The organism is Stenotrophomonas sp. STEN046 (assembly GCF_056759755.1).
Genome location: NZ_JBRRDR010000031.1, coordinates 1 through 18571, shown reverse-complemented (window position 1 = coordinate 18571; position 18571 = coordinate 1). Strand labels below are relative to the sequence as shown.

Here is an 18571-nt window from a genome sequence, read left to right as displayed (position 1 = left end):
GCTCAGCCCTTGCGCAACGCAGGACGGGTGAAATGCCAGGCCAGCAGCTGGCCCAGGCCTGCGCTGCCGACCATGGCCGCCGCCGCGCCGAAGGTCAGGTCGCGGGCACCGATGACTTCCAGCAGCGCCATCGCCAGCGCCAGGCAGACCAGGCTGATGCCCCAGCGCAACGCGCCCTGGCGGCGGCGCTCTTCCTCCAGCACCGCCAGTGAGCGGATGACCTCCTCAGGCACATGCGGGGCCACCAGCTTGCCGCGCGCCCGCGCATCGGCAATGGCGTGGATCGCGTAGGCGATGCAGATGAAGAAGGTGATCGGGATGAGTTCCTGCATGGTCGTGCTCCTGTCCGCTGGATGATGCGGGTTCAGAAGGATGGATGCGCAACCCCGGCAACCGGTTGCACCACTTTGCCAATCCCGCTGCCATGACCTGTGGCCCCCTCCCCCGGCCCGGGCGGCTGCTACCCTTGCCCGGTTTCCTCTACTGGTGCTGTCCGCCCATGTCCCGAGTGCTGCCCCTGTCCCTCCTGCTGTCGGCCGTGCTGGCCGCACCGGCTGCGCATGCCGCGCCGACGCCGATCACCATCGAACAGGCCATGGCCGACCCGGACTGGATCGGTCCGCCGGTCGAGAAGGCCTGGTGGTCGTGGAACAGCCAGCAGGTGGAGTACCAGCTCAAGCGTAGCGGCAGCCCCGTGCGCGACACCTTCCGCCAGCCGCTGGCCGGAGGCGTCGCCGCGCAGGTGGCCGATGACCAGCGTGGCAGCCTGGATGTGGCCGAGCCGGTCTACGACCGCAGCCGCAGCCGCAGCGCCTTCGTCCGCAACGGCGATGTGTTCGTGCGCGACCTGCGCAGCGGCGCGTTGACCCAGCTGACCCGCAGCAACGAACGCGCCAGCGGCGTGAACTTCGCCGCCGACAACGGCGTGATCTGGCGCGTTGGCCAGAACTGGTTCCACTGGACCGCCGCCAGCGGCGTGCAGCAGGTGGCCAGCCTGAAGGCCGAGAAGGACCCGGGTACGCCACCGAAGGCCGACGTGCTGCGCGACCAGCAGCTGCGCACGCTGGAAACCCTGCGCCGCGACCGCGAACAGCGCGAGGCGCTGAAGGACCAGGACCAGCGCTGGCGCCAGGCCGATCCGACCCGCGCGCCGGGCCCGGTGTACCTGGGCGCCGAGGTGGAGATCGTCGACAGCGTGCTGTCGCCGGACCTCGGACACCTGATCGTCACCACCAAACCGAAGGACTTCGATGACGGCCGCGGCGGCAAGATGCCGCTGTACGTGACCGAATCGGGCTACGAAGAAACCGAAGACACCCGCACCCGCGTCGGCCGCAATGGCTCCGAACCACACACCCTGTGGTTCGTGGATGTGCGCAGCGGCAAGGCTGAAAAGCTGTCGCTGGCCAGCCTGCCGGGCATCAGCACCGACCCGCTGGCCGAGCTGCGTCGCAAGGCCGGCAAGGACGCGCTGAAGGGCGAGCGCAGCCTGCAGGTGATGAGCGATTTCATGGGCGGTGGCATCCGCTGGAGCGCCGACGGCCAGCAGGCTGCGGTGATGCTGCGCGCCAACGACAACAAGGACCGCTGGATCGTCAGCGTCAACGCCGCCGACGGCCGCGTGCAGAACCGCCACCGGCTGACCGACAACGGCTGGATCAACTGGGGCTTCAACGATTTCGGCTGGATGGCCGATGGCCGTACGCTGTGGCTGCTGTCGGAAGAGTCAGGCTTCTCGCACCTGTACACCCAGGCCGGCGGCAGCAAGCCGCAGGCGCTGACCAGCGGCAAGTGGGAAACATCTGCACCGGTGCCGTCGGCCGATGGCAAGGGCTTCTATTTCCTGTGCAACCAGCAGGCCCCGCACGACTACGAAGTCTGCGCGGTCGATACCGCTGCCCGCCAGGTGCGCGAGCTGACCAGCCTCAACGGCGTGGAAGACTTCTCGCTGTCGCCAGATGGCCAGCAGCTGCTGGTGCGCTATTCCGGTGCCTACCTGCCGGCGCAGCTGGCCGTGGTGCCCAGTGCCGGTGGCCAGGCACGCGTGCTGACCGACACCCGCACCGCCGCCTACAAGGCGCGCGAGTGGATCCAGCCGAAGCTGGTGGCGGTGCCGTCCAAGCACGGCGCCGGCGTGGTCTGGGCCAAGTACTACGAGCCCGAGAACAAGGAACCCGGCAAAAAGTACCCGATCGTGATGTTCGTGCACGGCGCCGGCTACCTGCAGAACGTGCACCAGCGCTACCCGGCCTACTTCCGCGAGCAGATGTTCCACAACCTGCTGGTGCAGCAGGGCTACATCGTGCTGGACATGGATTACCGCGGCAGCGAGGGCTACGGCCGCGACTGGCGCACGGCGATCTATCGCAACATGGGCCACCCGGAACTGGAAGACTACAAGGACGGCCTGGACTGGCTGGTCGACACCCAGCAGGGTGACCGCGACCACGCCGGCATCTACGGCGGTTCCTACGGTGGCTTCATGACCTTCATGGCGCTGTTCCGCTCGCCGGGTACGTTCAAGGCCGGCGCCGCGCTGCGGCCGGTGGTCGACTGGCACCAGTACAACCACGGCTACACCAGCAACATCCTCAACACCCCGGACATCGACCCGGAGGCGTACCGCGTGTCCTCGCCGATCGAGTACGCGCAGAACCTGCAGGACAACCTGCTGATCGCCCACGGCATGATGGACGACAACGTGTTCTTCCAGGACTCGGTGAACCTCACCCAGCGCCTGATCGAACTGCACAAGGACAACTGGTCGATCGCGCCCTACCCGCTGGAGCGCCACGGCTACGTCCGCGCCGATTCCTGGCTGGACCAGTACAAGCGCATCCTCAAGCTGTTCGAGCAGAACCTGAAGTGAGCAACGCCGCGGCCACGATCCGCATCGTGGCCGCGGTCATCCTGGATGACCAGGGCCGGGCGCTGGTGGTGCGCAAGCACGGTGCCCGCCGCTTCATCCAGCCCGGCGGCAAACCCGAACCGGGCGAGGCGCCGCTGCAGGCACTGGCGCGCGAGCTTGGCGAAGAGCTGGGCGTGCGCCTGGATGCGGCATCCGCCATCGCACTGGGCGCCTTCGAGGACTGGGCGGTGAACGAACCCGGCCACCGCGTGCAGGCGCAGGCGTGGTGGGTGCAGGTGGACGGCATGCCGCAGGCCCGCGCCGAGATCGCCGAGCTGGCCTGGGTGCCGCTGCGGCCCCCACATGGCCGGCCCTTGGCACCCTTGAGCGAACACCATATCCTGCCGGCGGTCGCCACCCGGGTGACGGCCCGCTGAGTGCGGGCACCGACTGCAAGGACACCGGATGTCTGTCGCCGTTCCGCCGATTCCCCTGCCACCGGCCCCTGCGCGCACCGGCTGGGTCACGCCGCTGGCACAGGGCGCCTTCTGGCTGTGCCTGGTGTGCACGGCCGGCTTCGTGCTGCAGACCCTGGGGGTGGCGGCCGTGTCGCGCTCCGAAGGCTGGCAGATGCTGATGGTCGTTGCCTGGGAGCATCAGATCGACGGCAGCCTGTTGTGGATGCTGATGCATCCGGTCGTCACGTCACTGATTCTTACCGTGCTGTGCCTGGCTTCGACGCTGGCCAGCTGGGGCCTGTGGCGCGAGCGCCGCTGGGGCCTGTGGTCGTTCATCTGGATGCTGGTGCTGAGCGCGCTGGCCAACTTCGTCATCGCCTGGTGGCTGGATGGCGTGCTGCTGCAGCTGATGGGCGTGCTGGCCGAGGACGCGGCCACCTATCGCGACCTGCAGGTGCAGCGCGTGCTGTTCACCCTGACCCTGGTGGGTGCCTCGGTGCTGATGGCCGGCCTGCAGGGTTGGCTGGTCTGGCGGCTGCTGCGGCCGGATGTACGCTGCCGCTTCCGCTGACCCGCTCCCGTGTTCCACCTTCGACAAGGACGTCGCATGCCTGCCCTGCCCCGTATAGTGCTCGCCGTGGCTGCGCTGCTGGCCACACCGCCCGTGCTGGCGGCAGCGCCCACGCCCCTGCGATGCGGCCAGTACGTCAATGCGCAGAGTGATACGGCGCTGGTAATCGACTCGCACAACCGGGGCCGTCGCCTGGCGGCAGGCTTTGGTTTCGAACCGCTGCAGATCGAGCGTGATGGCGACGGCCTGGTGCTGGTCAACCTGGACGACGGAGTGGCCACCGCCATCACGGCCAGTGCCGATGGCAGCCACCTCAACGACACGCTGCAGGACTACCGGCTGCGTGCACCTGCAGTCTGCCAGCCGGTGGCCGTGACCGCCGCAGGCAGCTGCCTGGCGGAGGCGAACCGCTGCATGGCACGCCTGCACGCCGCGACGCCGCCGCAGCTGCTGACCGCCTGCCAGCAGGGCGTGGGCGCGGCCTGCAGCGGCCTGCTGCTGGGCTACGTGGACGATGCGCTTGCCGCCGCCGCGCCTGCCGAAGGGCTGATGCTTGCCGATGCCGCAACGGCGCCGTGCACGACCAGTGCGGAGCGCGAGGAAGTACTGACCTGCCGCGATGCCCGTCGTCACGCGCTGGCGGCCGCCGTAGCGCAGGCCAGCGGCCAGTCGTTCACCCGTGGTGTCGATCCGCCGACGGTGGCGTTGCCAGCCGCGCAGCGCGCACAGCTGCAGCAGCTGTGCCTGCAGCAGCGCGGTGGCCGCTTCTGCACCGAAGTGGCCGAGCAGCAATTGAATGCGCGCGATGCGCGTGCGGCCGTGCAGGCGTTGCAGGTGGTCTGCGAGGGCGGCCGCTACAGCGCATGCGAACGGGTCGAGCCGCTGCAGGCACTGGGTGATGCGCTGCGGCTGGTCGACGCCACCGAGGCGCCCTGTGGCCTGTACCGGGCCGACGGCGGCAGCCTGGATACGATCACGTTCGGCGATGCCGGGCGGGCCAGGATCGATGCGCAGGACGCGCAGGTACTGCTGCTGGACGGCACCATCCACCTGCGCCACGGCGGCGGTGGCGACCACGTTCTGGGCCTGCTGGCCAACGGCGACCTGCTCGGCCTGGATGCATGGACCGGCTACCAGCGTTACCAGCGCCAGCCGGGCCCGGCACAGTGCGCGCGCACGCCCTGATCCGGCCGCCCGCGGGCGCCACCAGCGCGGGCCTGTGCCCGGCCCTGCGGTAAAGTACGCGCCATGAACGAATTCGAGCGCGTGCGCGCCTACCTCACCGACCTGCAGGACCGCATCTGTGCGGCCATCGAAGCCGCCGACGGCCAGGCGCGCTTCCAGGAAGACCTGTGGCAGCGCGCCGAGGGCGGCGGTGGCCGTACCCGCGTGCTGCGCGATGGTGCCGTGTTCGAGCAGGCCGGCATCGGCTTTTCCGACGTGGCCGGCAGCCGCCTGCCGCCATCGGCGTCGGCCAACCGGCCGGAGCTGGCCGGTGCTTCCTGGCGCGCCACCGGCGTATCGCTGGTGTTCCATCCGCTCAACCCGTATGTGCCCACCACCCACGCCAACGTGCGCTTCTTCCAGGCCCAGCGCGACGGCGAAGTAGTTGCCAGCTGGTTTGGCGGTGGTTTCGACCTGACCCCGTTCTACCCGTTCGACGAAGACGTGCAGCATTGGCATCACACCGCACGCGACCTGTGCGCACCGTTCGGCGAAGAGCGCTACCCGGCGCACAAGCGCTGGTGCGATGAATACTTCTTCCTGCGCCACCGCAACGAGACGCGTGGTGTGGGCGGGTTGTTCTTCGATGACCTGCACGGCGATTTCGAGCGCGATTTCGATTACCTGCGCGCAGTGGGCGATGGCTTCCTCGATGCGTACCTGCCGATCGTGCAACGGCGCAAGGACACCGCGCATGCCGAGCGCGAGCGCGAGTTCCAGCTGTACCGTCGCGGCCGTTACGTCGAATTCAACCTGGTCTACGACCGTGGCACGCTGTTCGGCCTGCAGAGTGGCGGCCGCAGCGAAAGCATCCTGATGAGCCTGCCGCCGCGCGTGCGCTGGGAATATGGCTTCAGCCCGGAGGAAGGCAGCGCCGAAGCGCGCCTGGCCGATTACCTGGTGCCGCGCGACTGGGTGTGAGCCTGTAGCCGAGCGTGGGCTCGGCTCTACGCAGACTTCTGTCGCGGGATGATGGTGATGTGGCCGTTGGTTTCCAGCAGCGCCAGCGCCACGTCCTGCACGCCGATGCAGCCCTGTTGACGCATTGCCGCCTCGACGTCGGCACGGGTGACCAGCTCGCGCTGCAGCACCGCATCGAACAGGCGCCCGTCGCGGGCGATCACCACCGGCTCGCCTTCCACCAGCCGCTCGATGCGGCGGCTGCGGGTGGTCAGCCAACCCACCACGTAGTTCAGCAGGATCAGCGTGGCGGCCAGCAGCAGGCCGCCCCCCAGTGAAGTGTCATTGCCGAGCAGCGCGTTCTGCACAGCGTTGCCCAGCAGCACGATCAGCAGCACATCGAACGGGGTGATCTGCCCCAGCGCGCGCTTGCCACTCAGCCGGACCATGCCCAGCACCACCACATAGACCACGATGGCGCGCAGGATGAACTCCCACCACGGCATCGCCAGTGCGAACAGATCCTGCATGTGCATTTCCCCTGTCGTGCGATGGCCCAGCGTACAGCCGGCGCAAATAAAAAGCCCCGCTGACCAGGGGGAGGTCAACGGGGCCGGGGAACGGGCGCTTGGGGAGGAGCCCCCGTTCCGAGATCTGCTCCAGGGGATGGGAGAGATCCATAACAGGCGTTGCGCCTGTTGGGACTAATAGAAGCACTCCGAACACTAACGGTTCGTGAAGGGGCCCAATTTAATATGCAGCCCTCGCGGAAACATTCATGTTCGAGTCAGAAACATCTCGCAACTGAACGAATTCACGGCATTTCTGGCCTGAATGCGACTCAGTGCGCTTCATCCCAGTTACTGCCCGTCCCGGTATCCACCACCAACGGCACGCGCAACTGGGCCGCTTGCGACATGCGCTGCACAACGTTGCTACGCAGTTCGTCGATGAAACCGGCCTCGGCTTCGAATACCAGTTCATCGTGCACCTGCAGGATCATCCGCGCCGGCGCTCCGCTGTCGCGCAGCCACTGGTCCACATCGACCATCGCGCGCTTGATGATGTCGGCGGCGGTGCCCTGCATCGGCGCGTTGATGGCAGCCCGTTCAGCGCCGGCACGCAGGCCCTGGTTGCGGGCATGGATGTCATTCAGGTACAGGCGGCGGCCGAACAGCGTTTCCACGTAGCCCTGGTCGCGGGCCTGCTGGCGCATCCGCTCCATGAAGTCACGCACGCCCGGGTAGCGGCTGAAGTACAGCGCCACGTAGTCCTGCGCCTGGCCACGGTCGATGCCCAGGTTGCGGGCCAGACCGAAGGCACTCATGCCGTACATCAGGCCGAAGTTGATCGCCTTGGCGGCACGGCGCTCGTTGCTGGTCACTTCTTCCAGCGTGCGCCCGAACACCTCGGCGGCAGTGGCGCGGTGGACGTCGGCGCCCTGTTCGAAGGCGCGTACCAGGCCCGGGTCCTCGGACATGTGGGCCATGATGCGCAGTTCGATCTGCGAGTAGTCGGCCGCCAGCAGCTGGCACCCTTCCGGGGCCACGAACGCCCGGCGGATGCGGCGCCCATCGTCGGTCCGGATCGGGATGTTCTGCAGGTTCGGGTCGGAGGAGGACAGCCGCCCGGTAGCCGCGCCGGACTGGTGGTAGCTGGTGTGCACGCGGCCGGTATCGGGGTTGACCATCTCCGGCAGCTTGTCGGTATAGGTGCTGCGCAGCTTGGCCAGGCCGCGATACTCGAGGATCACCTTGGGCAGCTCGTGCTGCTCGGCGATCGCCTCCAGGGCCTCTTCGTTGGTGCTGGGCTGGCCCTTGGGCGTCTTCACCACGGCCGGCAGCTTCAGCTCGTCGAACAGCACGGCCTGCAGCTGCTTGGGCGAATCCAGGTTGAAACTGCGGCCGGCCAGCTCGGTGGCCTTCTGCTGCGCGGCCAGCATGCGCGAGGACAGGTCCTGGCTCTGCCGGCGCAGCTCGTCGGTGTCGATCCGCACGCCGTTGGCTTCGATGCTGGCCAGCACCGGCACCAGCGGCATCTCGATATCGCGGTAGACGCTGTCCAGCGCCGGTTCGGCCAGCAGCTGAGGCCGTAGCGCATGGTGCAGGCGCAGGGTGATGTCGGCGTCTTCTGCGGCATAGCGGCCGGCTTCGTCGATGCCTACCTGCGAGAACGAAATCTGCTTGGCACCCTTGCCGGCCACGTCCTCGAACTTGATCGTGTTGTAGCCCAGGTAACGCAGTGCCAGCGAATCCATGTCGTGGCGGGTGGCGGTGGAATTGAGCACGAAGCTCTCAAGCATGGTGTCGTCGTGGTAGCCCTGCACGTCCACGCCATGGCGGCGCAGCACATGCAGGTCGTACTTGCCGTGCTGGCCCAGCTTTTTCTTGGCCGGGTCCTGCAGCATCGGCCGCAGTGCATCCACGACCTGCTGCAGCGGCAACTGCGGCGGCGCCCCGGGGTAATCGTGTCCCACCGGGATATAGGCGGCCTTGCCCGGCTCCACTGCCAGGCTGATGCCCACCAGGCGCGCGCGCATCGCGTCCAGCGCGTCGGTTTCGGTGTCGAAGCTGACCAGCTCGGCCTGCTGCACGCGTTCGACCCAGGCCTGCAGCTGCCCGGGGGTCAACACTGTTTCGTATTCACCGGGGGCCGACAGCGCCGGATCCAGTTCGGCGACGGCCGGCGCTTCGGCGCTGCCACGGGCGTAGCCGGCGGCGGTGCCGCGCAGGCTGGGGATGGCCTCGCTGGCAGCGGCGGGCGCCACCAGCGGCCCACCCAGTTCCTTCAGCGCCTGGGTGAAGCCGTACCGCAGGTACAGCTCGCCCAGGGTCGGCACATCGGGGTCGCGCAGGGCCAGCGTGGTCGGGCTGGCTTCCAGTGCCACGTCGGTGCGGATGGTCACCAGTTCGCGGTTCAGCGGCAGCCGCTCCAGCGCGGCGCGCAGGTTCTCGCCGATCTTGCCCTTCATGGTCGGCGCGGCGGCGATCACCCCATCCAGGTGCTGGTACTCGGCCAGCCACTTGGCAGCGGTCTTGGGCCCGCATTTCTCGACACCGGGCACGTTGTCCACGGTGTCGCCCATCAGCGCCAGCAGGTCGACGATCTGGTCGGCCCGCACGCCGAACTTGTCCATCACCGCAGCATCGGAGTCCATACGGCTGCCGGTCATGGTGTTGACCAGTTCGATACCCGGGCGCACCAGCTGGGCGAAGTCCTTGTCACCGGTGGAGATGGTGACCTTCAGGTCCTGGGCCACGCCCTGCAGGGCAAGGGTCCCGATCACATCGTCGGCTTCCACGCCGGGAATGCGCAGGATGCTGATGCCCAGTGCTTCAACGATGCGGCACATCGGCTCGACCTGGCTGCGCAGCTCGTCGGGCATCGGCGGGCGGTTGGCCTTGTACTGGTCGTACAGGTCGTCACGGAAGGTCTTGCCGGGGGCATCGACCACGAAGGCGACGTAGGCCGGGCGCTCCTTCAGCGTCGAGCGCAGCATGTTGACCACGCCGAACAGCGCGCCGGTGGGCTCGCCCTGTGCATTGGACAGGGGCGGCAGCGCGTGGAACGCGCGGTACAGGTAACTGGACCCGTCGATCAGGACTAATCTGCTCATGGGTTGATTCTACGCGCCTGTCCCTGCACCGCGGCGACACGGCGGCAACGCGGCGATGGGGCATAATCAAGGCTCTTTCCAGGCAAAGGCCATCGCCGATGAAAACCCTGATGCTGGCTTCCGTGCTCCTGCTTGCTGGCTGCGCCAGCATGGGCGGCGCCGGCGCTCCCCCGGTGGACGTCAAGGGCGCTGATGTTTCCAAGCGCACCATGGACAACGGCGACACCATCGAGGAATACCGCGTGTCCGGCCAGCTGCGCATGGTCAAGGTGACGCCCTCGCGCGGCGCCCCGTTCTACATGTACGACAAGAACGGCGATGGACGCATGGACAACGACAAGGACGGCGTGTCGCCGGTTTACTGGAAGCTGTACAGCTGGTGATGTGACGGGGCCGCCGGCAACGTCCATCCACGCGTGGCGTGGATCTACCCGCTCACCGGCAAGGGTCGGCACAATGCGTGGACAGGAATACCGCAATGCCAGTAGATCCACGCCATGCGTGGATGGGCCTTTCCGTGGCCCGGAAAAGATGACGCCGGCGCGCATCCTGCGGCCGGCGTCGGGTCCCCTCCCCGGGAACGCTTCTATTTCATTCAGCGGATGACCAGCACCGGCAGCGTGCTGCGCGCCAGCACTTCGGCGGTCTGGCTGCCCAGCAGCACGCGGGTCACGCCACGGCGGCCGTGCGATGTCATCACGATCAGGTCGCTGTTGCGCTCGCCAGCGGTCTCGATGATGCCGTCGGCGGCATAGCGGTCCAGCACATGCACCGGGTTGGCGGTGATGCCCTGCTCGGCCGCCTTGGCCAGCGCCGGCTGCAGCACCTTCTGCGCGCCTTCCTCGCGGTCGGCCTTGTATTCGGGGCTGTTCATGTAGCCCACGCTCCAGCCCATGGCGTCGTACATGCCGACCGCCCACGGTTCGGAAACGGTAACGATGTCGACCTCGGCGTTGAGGTCCTTGGCCAGTTCCAGGCCCTTGGCCAGGCCCTTGTCAGACAGCTCGGAGCCGTCGGTGGCGATCAGGATGCGGGTGTACATGGTGGGGCTCCGTGGCAAGCAGCCAATTGGGAACACCACCATTGCACACCCGTTGTGCAGACCGCGCCTTGAGCAGGATCAATCCGGCGGCGCGCAGCGATGCCTGCGCAGCGCGGCATGGTCGGCCGATGCGCCGATGCGTCGCCGGGCGTGGCCCGGCGCTACCCGGGGGCGGACGGCGCAGATGCATGGCCCGTGCACGCTCCGGCAGCGCCGGGCCATGCCCGGCGGGATCCTCAGGCTTCGACCGTCACCCGCCAACCGTTGTCCTGCTGCTGCCAGTCGAATTCCACCGGCAGGAACTTCTCGATCAACCGGGCATTGCTTGCCAGGTGGTCACTGATCACGTGCGTGGTGAACGATCCGCCGCCGGCCAGCGCCATCGGCAGCAGCAGCTGATCGGACAGGTATTCACCCACGAACCCGCCGCCGTCCAGGTACCTGCGCACCTGCCCGGCCAGGCGTGCCCCGACCTGCTCGGCCGAGACACCGCGCTCGCCATGGCCATCGAACACTTCCACGTGGTCGCCATGCCGCACGCGCACCAGCGCGACATTGCCGGGCCCGAGCGCCGGCCGTATCGCCTGCACATGGCGCGGATGCGCATCCACGCCCAGCGTCTCGGCCAGTACCTGCAGCTCGCGCAGGCCGATGCCGGTGGACAGGCCGGACATCAGCACCTGCGCCTCGATCGCCTGCAGCGGTGCGCGCGTCTCCAGCAGCGGCGGCTGCAGCGTCATGCACGGCTGCACCTGTACTTCCATCACACCGCCACCGGCCGGATGGAAACCATGCTGCAGCAGCTGCATGGACGCCTGCACGCCCATCCGGCCCAGCGCCGGCAGGTAGCTGTCGGCGATGAAATCCGCACACGGCGCCAACGGATTGTGCGTTCCACCGTCCAGCCGCAGGTTCGACGGCCCATCGGCCTGCCACAGCGCCGGCAGCAGTGTCTGCAGCACCAGGGTTGCCGAGCCGGCGCTGCCGGTTGCGAAGTGGTAGTCGCCCGCATGCACCGCGCCAGGTTCGAAGCGCAGCGACGTCGCCCCCAGCGCCGCACCCTGCGCGCGCGCATTGCCCACCCGTGCCGCGGCGTTCACTGCGGTCAGGTGTTGGCGCATCAGGCCGGGCTTGCGCCGGATCGCGCGGATGTTGTTCAGCGTGAAGCCGATGCCGGTGCACAGGCTCAAGGTAAGTGCCGACCGCAGCAGCTGTCCGCCGCCGTGCCCGCCATCAAGTTCAATCATGTCCATTGCAGTATTCCTCCGTACCCGCGGTTTCGGCCGCAGGCCCTGCCGCCGCGCGCGACGCAGTGTACGCCGCGCGCGGACTGCCTCATCCCTTCACGCACACCACCTGGCGCAGCGTGTGCACGATCTCGACCAGATCGCGCTGGGCCTCCATCACCGCCTCGATCGGCTTGTAGGCCGCCGGCGATTCATCCACCACGTCCGCATCCTTGCGGCATTCCACGTGCGCGGTGGCCTTGGCGTGGTCATCCACGGTGATCAGCTTGCGCGCCTGGGTACGGCTCATCACGCGACCGGCACCGTGGCTGCAGCTCTGGAAGCTGTCCTCGTTGCCCAGGCCGCGCACGATGAAGCTCTTGGCGCCCATGCTGCCGGGAATGATGCCCAGCTCACCCTTGCGCGCGCTCACCGCGCCCTTGCGGGTCAGCAGGACATCCTTGCCGAAGTGGTGCTCACGGCTCACGTAGTTGTGGTGGCAGTTGACCGCCTCGGCCTGCGCCTCGAACGGCTTGCTGATCACCGTGCGCACCGCGGCCACCACATTGCGCATCATCACTTCGCGGTTCATGCGTGCAAAGCGCTGCGCCCAGTCCACCGCGAACACGTAGTCGCCGTAATGCGCGCTGCCCTCGGGCAGGTAGGCCAGGTCCTGGTCGGGCAGATTGATCATCCAGCGACGCATTTCCTGCTTGGCCAGCTCGATGAAGTAGCTGCCGATGGCATTGCCGACACCACGCGAACCGGAGTGCAGCATGAACCACACGCGCTGGTCCTGGTCCAGGCACACTTCCACGAAGTGGTTGCCGGTGCCCAGCGTTCCCAGGTGCTTGAGGTTGTTGGTGTTCTTCAGTCGCGGGTGGCGCTCGCAGATCAGCGCGAAGTCATCGACCAGCTGCGCCCACCCCTCCACGGCCAGTTCCGGCGGGGTGTCCCAGCTGCCCTTGTCGCGGCCACCGCGGTTCACGCTGCGACCATGCGGTACCGCCCGCTCGATCGCGCTGCGCACGCCGGACAGGTTGTCCGGCAGGTCGCTGGCCACCAGGGTGGTACGCACGGCCATCATGCCGCAGCCGATATCCACGCCCACCGCGGCAGGAATGATGGCACCGACAGTCGGCACCACCGAACCCACGGTGGCACCCTTGCCCAGGTGCACGTCGGGCATCACGGCGATCCACTTGTGGATGAACGGCAGCTTGGCAATGTTCTGCAGCTGCTCGCGCGCCTGGTCTTCCAGCGGCACGCCACGGGTCCAGAGCTTGATCGGCGCAGCGCCCGGCTGCTGGATGACGTCGTGATTGATGGGGGTGGTCATGGTGATGTTTCCTTTCATCCAAAGCAAAAACAAAAAAGGTGCGGTGACAAGAGTGGCGGAACGTTCCGCTGCCCGCCTTGCAGCGGCGCAGCGGTCGGGATTTGAACCCGACCCCGGAGGGCTTCGATGTAGTTCCGCCTGCATTCCCCGCGCAACGAAAGCGAAGGTGCCGGAGGCGCGACGAAGGTGGAGGAACATCCTGCTCTACCACTGAGCTACCGCCGCGTTGCCGCGACGGGCGGGAGTCGAACCCGCGACCTGGAGCTTAAGAGGCTGTAGTTCCTCCGGCATTCGCGCTGCCGGCGTTGAAACGTTGGCACCGTTGCCGATGCCGTTTGAACAGGTGCGGTGACAAGGGAAGTGGAACGTCTGCTTCCCCGCGACAGGCAGGAAACGCGGGACTCGAACCCGACCCCGAAGGGACAACCAATGTAGTTCCACCAGCATTCACCGCGAAAACGAATTCCTGGTCCCTGCCCGGCTGGCCCCATTGCCAGCCGGGCGGTCCCTGGCGGCATCCGTGCCGCCTTACAACGTCATGTCCTGGATACGCTCGACCCAGCTGCTGCCGTCCTCATCTGCGGTCACGTACTGCGCCAGCAGGTCGAACACCGCATCGCTGAAGCCACCAATGTGCAGCACGTCGCCACGCTGCACGGTCTGGCTGCTGGCCACCGGCTGCAGGTCGATGCACACCAGCCGTGCCTTGGGGCAACGACGCTTCAGTGCATCCCACTGCTGCATGGTGGCGGTCTGGCCGCCGTGGCGGGTGTCACGCCAGCTCTCGTTGTCGGACACCATCACCAGCAGGTCCACCTGCTCACGGCGCTGGTTGAGGTACTGCAGCGGCGCGCTGACCGACGTACCGCCGCCGTTGATCGCCAGCTGGCGGGCCAACGTCATCACGCTGTCGCGCGGGTTCAACCGCACGTGCCGCACCTCGGTATCAAACGGCAGTACCGTGGCCTGCGGTTGCCCGCGCAGCACGCAGGCTGCCACCAGCGCCGCCACATCCACGCAGCGCACCGACGTGCTGGCGCCCTTGCGGTAGCCGGTTACCGGCGACTGCATGGAACCGGAGACGTCCACCGCCACCACCACCCGGCCCGGCAACGCCGGGGCCGATGCCGTCGCGATTTCCATCGCGTCCTGCAATGCATCCAGGATCGGCGGCGGCAGACCGTTGCCTGCGTGGTAAGCCATCAGCAGCTGGTACGGCAGTACGCGGGAACGACGCACCTGCTGCGGATCACGCAGGCGCTCTGCGATCACCTGCACCATCGCCGGATCGTCGAACACACCGTGGCGGGCGAACGTGTTGAGGTTCATCCGCATCGACTGCCACGATGCATTGCGGGCCAGTGCCGACCACTGCGCCGCATCCAGCGGCAGCGTGCTGTAGTACTGGAACGGCAGGTCCGGCGGCAGCCCGCGCGGATCACGCTTGAACGCTTCGTAGGCCTGCACCAGCGCCGGCAGCTGCGTCTGCTCGTAGGCACGACCGATGATCCAGGCATACAGCGCCTTGCGCTCGGCATTGGCCGGCTTCGGGTGCACCATGCGGATCAGATCAGCCAGTGACGGCTGCTGACCGATCGCCGCCCGCACCAGCGTTTCCGCCGACGCCTGCTGGATCCACTCGCGCACCCGCCGCTTCGGCAACGAGCCCAGGGAGCGGCGACCGACCTGGCCGCTGCGCATGATCTGCACGAAAGTGCGCAGCTGACGGCCGTTGTCGATCACCCGCGGGAAGGCCGCAGCGAACGCTTCCGGATCGCGCAGGCTGAGCACCGCCAGCAGCAATGCCGGCATGTCCTTCATGTGCGCAACCTGGCGGGCATACAGCGCGGTGCGGGCGATGAAGCGCGGCTCGACCTGTGCGGTCAGCGCCAGCACCTGCTGCAGCTGCGCCTGGGCGTCGCTGTAGAAGGTGTTGTTCAGGCAGCCGGTGGCGGCATACAGCGCCAGTGCGGCACGCGGATCGCGGCGGTAGGCCAGGCCACCGGCTTCATTGACGGTGTCTGCCTGCGGCGGCTGCGGCGTGCGCATCCAGGAGAAGAGCGAAAGGTTGGCCATCGTGGTGTCCTCGGCGGGAACTGCCCGCGTCGTGTCTTGCTGGATATAGAGCAATGGCCGTGCCAACTTTTCGGCTCACAACATATCCATTTGATTTTCATGGAATTTCATCCATATCCATGGATCTGGCGCGACACGTGCCAGCGGGAATGTATATATTGCCAGCGCGCTTTTTATAGGAATGGATATGGCAAGGCGGCAGGTGGTATTCGGCATGCTGGGCACCCAGCTCGACGCGGGCGAGGGCCCGGGCCGCTGGCAGAAGTGGCGCCCCACCGTTTCGCTGGGCATGCATGAGGATTTCCTGCCCGATCGCATCGAACTGCTGCTGGACGAGCGCCGCTACAGCAAGCTGGCGCGCGTGGTCTGCGAGGACCTGGCACAGGCCGCGCCGGAGATCACCGTGCAGCGGCACGACACCTACCTGGCCGATCCGTGGGATTTCGAGGGCGTCTACGCGACCCTGCACGACTTCCTGGCCGGCTATCGGTTCCAGCCGGAGGAGGAGGACTACTACGTCCACATCACCACCGGCACCCATGTCGCGCAGATCTGCTGGTTCCTGCTCACCGAAAGCCGGCATTTCCCCGGACGCCTGCTGCAGACCTCGCCGCCCCACAAGCAGCAGGGCGCGGCCGGCACCTACGCGATCATCGACCTGGATCTATCGCGCTACGACCACATCGCCCAGCGCTTCGCCCAACAGCAACTGCAGGATCGCGACCTGCTGAAGGGCGGCATCGCCACCCGCAATGGTGCCTTCAACCGCATGATCGAGCAGATCGAAACGGTGGCCACCCGTTCGCGTGCGCCGATGCTGCTGATGGGACCGACCGGTGCCGGCAAGAGCCAGCTGGCCAAGCGCGTCTTCGAACTGAAGAAGCTCAAGCACCAGCTTCCGGGCCGTTTTGTCGAAGTGAACTGCGCCACGTTGCGCGGCGACGGCGCGATGAGCACGCTGTTCGGTCACACCAAAGGCGCCTACACCGGCGCCTCCAGCGACCGTGCCGGCCTGCTGCGCTCGGCGCACCAGGGGCTGCTGTTCCTGGATGAAATCGGCGAGCTGGGCCAGGACGAGCAGGCCATGCTGCTGCGCGCGCTGGAGGAGAAGCGCTTCCTGCCGGTGGGCAGCGACCGCGAAGTGGAGAGCGATTTCCAGCTGATCGCCGGCACCAACCGCGACCTGCAGCAGTCGGTGCTGGACGGGCGCTTCCGCGAAGACCTGCTGGCACGCCTGAACCTGTGGACCTATCACCTGCCCGGCCTTGCGCAGCGCCTGGAGGACATCGAACCGAACATCGAGTTCGAGCTCGAGCGCTGGTCGCAGGAACAGCATGCGCGCGTGCGGTTCAACGTCGAGGCGCGCACGCGCTACCTCGCCTTCGCCACCAGTGCGGACGCTGCGTGGCGGGGCAACTTCCGCGATCTCGGCGCGTCGATCATGCGCCTGGCCACACTGGCCAGCGCTGGGCGTATCCAGATAGAAGGCGTGGAAGAAGAGATCGCTCGCCTGCGCGCGCAGTGGCGCGGCACGCAGGCGCCCTCGCCGCTGGATGCCCTGCTGGGCGAAGGGGTGGATGCGCTGGACCGATTCGACCGCGTGCAGCTGGAGGAGGTGGCGCGGGTATGCGCGCGCTCGAAATCACTGTCGGCCGCCGGCCGCGAGCTGTTCGCGGTGTCGCGCACGCAGCGCGCCAGCACCAACGACGCCGACCGCCTGCGCAAGTACCTGGCCCGGTTCGGGCTGGACTGGGAGCAGGTGCGCCGCCCGGGGTAGGCGCACTTGTTCCCGTACCCGGCCCGGCGCATGCTGCCAGCGCGGCGCCCCGCCGCTGACCGGAGAGCCGTCATGCAGGACCGTCCCCGCTCGACCTCCAGGACCGGGCTGATCGTGCTGCTGATCTGCGCGGCCGCGTTCGTGCTGTTCGCTGGCGGCTACCAGTTCGGCAGATCGCTGGCCAAGGCCGACAACGCTCAGCAGGCCGCAACCGCCCAGCCCGCACGCTGACCGCACTCCGGTAGTGCCGGCCGCTGGCCGGCAGCCGCAGCTTCAGGCGATCTGCACCACGCGCGCGTTCTGGCACAGCGGGTAGCTGGCCACAAATTCGGCGATGGCCTCGCGCATCGCTTCAAACGACTGCCCGTACATGTACAACGCGGTTTCGCTCGGGCCCTGCCACCAGCTGCAGATTTCACCCAGGCCCTCGATGCGTTCGGACAGCTGCTCGAACACATGGTTCGAATCGCACTGCTCGTACACCTCGTCGGGCAGGTTCAGGCCATCCAGGTAGATGCCCAGGCCCTCGGTCACGCCGAAGCCACGATCGGCCTCACCCGCGCCCTGCACTTTCGAGCCCTTGGGCGCGCCCAGCTGTTCCAGCAGATCGATCAGCTTCGGCACGCCGGCCACATCGTTCAACGCCACCTCGATATCGCCGTACTCGACCTCGCCCTCATCGGAAATCGCAGTGCCGCCGCCGCAGATCTCACCAATCTCGGCTGCCTGCAGAAGTGCATCCAGCGGATCCTCGAACAGCTCGTGGCGATGCGCCGGCTGCAGCCTGGCATTCAAGGTGACGGTGACATGCAGCGTGGGTTCGGTCATGGCGAAGTTCCTGGCAGGTGAGGTGCCCATTGTAGAGCCGAAGGCAGCGGCAGAAGCCGCTGCCAACGTCGCTTGCGACGGCCCGAAGGGTGCCGGTCAGGACGACCGGCATAGCCGTGCTCGGCGGCTCTTTGCAGGAGAACCAACCGAACATGGCCCGGCTCGACAGCACCCACGTTCAGCGCAGGAACGGGGCCACCTTTCGCTTCAACAGTTCCACCAGCACCGGGTCCATGTAGTCGTAGTCATCCGGGATATCCAGGCAGATCACCCGCTTGCCGTTCAACCATGCCTTGTAGCGGCTGGACAGGCGGTTGCGGTGCGCCCGCTCCATCACGAACACCAGATCGGCCCACTGCAGCAGCTCGGGGCTGAGCACTTCGTCGGCGTCGGCCAACAAGCCGGCAGATGCGGTCTCGATGCCCGGCCAATCGGCGAACACCTGCTCGGCCGTGGGGCTGCGCAGGCGGTTCTGGCTGCAGAGGAAGAGCACGTTGCGGGTCATGGTCCGCAGCGTATCGGGGTCGGACCCCTTTTCCAACGGAGGTCGCGATTGCTGTAGCAACTGTCTTGTCATGCGGAGGCCATCTGGGCCTCCGCATCCCTTTTGCGGGCGTTGAGGATCACCAGCATCTTGCGCATCACCGCGACCAGAGCCACCTTGCC

17 protein-coding genes and 1 tRNA gene are annotated in these 18571 nt (G+C 67.3%); 8 read left to right on the top strand and 10 right to left on the bottom strand.

Translation table 11 applies throughout. The features are described 5' to 3' along the window. Nucleotides 1-2 precede the first annotated feature (2 nt). Complete coding sequence (locus tag ACVOLJ_RS14450) at nucleotides 3-332, bottom strand: hypothetical protein (protein ID WP_475280723.1); 330 nt, start codon at nucleotides 330-332, stop codon at nucleotides 3-5. Nucleotides 333-499: 167 nt separating this feature from the next. Here ACVOLJ_RS14450 and ACVOLJ_RS14445 point away from each other — a divergent pair, with 167 nt between their 5' ends. From ACVOLJ_RS14445 to hemF, 5 genes are all read left to right on the top strand, one after another. After that, a complete protein-coding gene (locus ACVOLJ_RS14445) occupies nucleotides 500-2869 on the top strand; it encodes a S9 family peptidase (RefSeq protein WP_481564432.1) in 2370 nt (789 codons plus the stop codon). Then, nucleotides 2866-3285, top strand: coding sequence for an NUDIX hydrolase (locus tag ACVOLJ_RS14440; protein WP_475280721.1), 420 nt, complete (start codon nucleotides 2866-2868; stop codon nucleotides 3283-3285). Before ACVOLJ_RS14445 ends, ACVOLJ_RS14440 begins: the two co-directional genes overlap by 4 nt. A gap of 28 nt (nucleotides 3286-3313) precedes the next feature. Continuing rightward, a complete protein-coding gene (locus tag ACVOLJ_RS14435) occupies nucleotides 3314-3877 on the top strand; it encodes a hypothetical protein (RefSeq protein ID WP_481564431.1) in 564 nt (187 codons plus the stop codon). A 36-nt stretch (nucleotides 3878-3913) separates the two neighbouring features. After that, nucleotides 3914-5062, top strand: coding sequence for a hypothetical protein (locus tag ACVOLJ_RS14430; protein ID WP_481564430.1), 1149 nt, complete (start codon nucleotides 3914-3916; stop codon nucleotides 5060-5062). Nucleotides 5063-5125: 63 nt separating this feature from the next. Next, nucleotides 5126-6022 carry an oxygen-dependent coproporphyrinogen oxidase gene (hemF, locus tag ACVOLJ_RS14425; protein ID WP_475280718.1) on the top strand — a complete coding sequence of 299 codons (897 nt, stop codon included), beginning with the start codon at nucleotides 5126-5128 and terminating at the stop codon, nucleotides 6020-6022. 26 nt (nucleotides 6023-6048) lie between these two features. On the opposite strand, the gene ACVOLJ_RS14420 is transcribed toward hemF, so the two are convergent. After that, complete coding sequence (locus ACVOLJ_RS14420; protein ID WP_475280717.1) at nucleotides 6049-6531, bottom strand: DUF421 domain-containing protein; 483 nt, start codon at nucleotides 6529-6531, stop codon at nucleotides 6049-6051. Nucleotides 6532-6842: 311 nt separating this feature from the next. Then, nucleotides 6843-9617, bottom strand: coding sequence for a DNA polymerase I (gene polA, locus ACVOLJ_RS14415; RefSeq protein WP_481564429.1), 2775 nt, complete (start codon nucleotides 9615-9617; stop codon nucleotides 6843-6845). A 98-nt stretch (nucleotides 9618-9715) separates the two neighbouring features. On the opposite strand from polA, the gene ACVOLJ_RS14410 reads away from it, so the two are divergent. Next, nucleotides 9716-10000 carry a DUF2782 domain-containing protein gene (locus ACVOLJ_RS14410; protein WP_475280715.1) on the top strand — a complete coding sequence of 95 codons (285 nt, stop codon included), beginning with the start codon at nucleotides 9716-9718 and terminating at the stop codon, nucleotides 9998-10000. A 212-nt stretch (nucleotides 10001-10212) separates the two neighbouring features. Here ACVOLJ_RS14410 and ACVOLJ_RS14405 read toward each other — a convergent pair whose 3' ends face one another. The 5 genes from ACVOLJ_RS14405 to ACVOLJ_RS14385 form a co-directional block, all read right to left on the bottom strand. Then, on the bottom strand, nucleotides 10213-10659 hold the full coding sequence (locus tag ACVOLJ_RS14405; RefSeq protein WP_475280714.1) for a universal stress protein: 447 nt from the start codon (nucleotides 10657-10659) through the stop codon (nucleotides 10213-10215). Between the two features lie 236 nt (nucleotides 10660-10895). After that, nucleotides 10896-11912, bottom strand: a complete 1017-nt coding sequence (rtcA, locus tag ACVOLJ_RS14400) for an RNA 3'-terminal phosphate cyclase (RefSeq protein ID WP_481564428.1) — start codon at nucleotides 11910-11912, stop codon at nucleotides 10896-10898. Between the two features lie 82 nt (nucleotides 11913-11994). Next, a complete protein-coding gene (locus ACVOLJ_RS14395) occupies nucleotides 11995-13224 on the bottom strand; it encodes an RtcB family protein (RefSeq protein ID WP_481564427.1) in 1230 nt (409 codons plus the stop codon). Nucleotides 13225-13310: 86 nt separating this feature from the next. Then, nucleotides 13311-13449: transfer RNA gene (locus tag ACVOLJ_RS14390), tRNA-OTHER, on the bottom strand. A gap of 303 nt (nucleotides 13450-13752) precedes the next feature. Then, nucleotides 13753-15300 carry a VWA domain-containing protein gene (locus tag ACVOLJ_RS14385; protein WP_481564426.1) on the bottom strand — a complete coding sequence of 516 codons (1548 nt, stop codon included), beginning with the start codon at nucleotides 15298-15300 and terminating at the stop codon, nucleotides 13753-13755. A gap of 187 nt (nucleotides 15301-15487) precedes the next feature. Between ACVOLJ_RS14385 and rtcR the strand changes: the two genes are divergently transcribed. Both rtcR and ACVOLJ_RS14375 read left to right on the top strand, forming a co-directional pair. After that, nucleotides 15488-17077: an RNA repair transcriptional activator RtcR gene (gene rtcR, locus ACVOLJ_RS14380; RefSeq protein WP_475280710.1), complete on the top strand. Its 1590-nt coding sequence runs from the start codon at nucleotides 15488-15490 to the stop codon at nucleotides 17075-17077. 72 nt (nucleotides 17078-17149) lie between these two features. Beyond that, complete coding sequence (locus tag ACVOLJ_RS14375; protein WP_481564425.1) at nucleotides 17150-17308, top strand: hypothetical protein; 159 nt, start codon at nucleotides 17150-17152, stop codon at nucleotides 17306-17308. 42 nt (nucleotides 17309-17350) lie between these two features. Here ACVOLJ_RS14375 and ACVOLJ_RS14370 read toward each other — a convergent pair whose 3' ends face one another. Next, nucleotides 17351-17905, bottom strand: coding sequence for a hypothetical protein (locus ACVOLJ_RS14370; protein WP_481564424.1), 555 nt, complete (start codon nucleotides 17903-17905; stop codon nucleotides 17351-17353). Nucleotides 17906-18083: 178 nt separating this feature from the next. After that, nucleotides 18084-18410, bottom strand: a complete 327-nt coding sequence (locus ACVOLJ_RS14365) for a low molecular weight protein tyrosine phosphatase family protein (protein ID WP_481564423.1) — start codon at nucleotides 18408-18410, stop codon at nucleotides 18084-18086. Nucleotides 18411-18571: the final 161 nt, after the last annotated feature.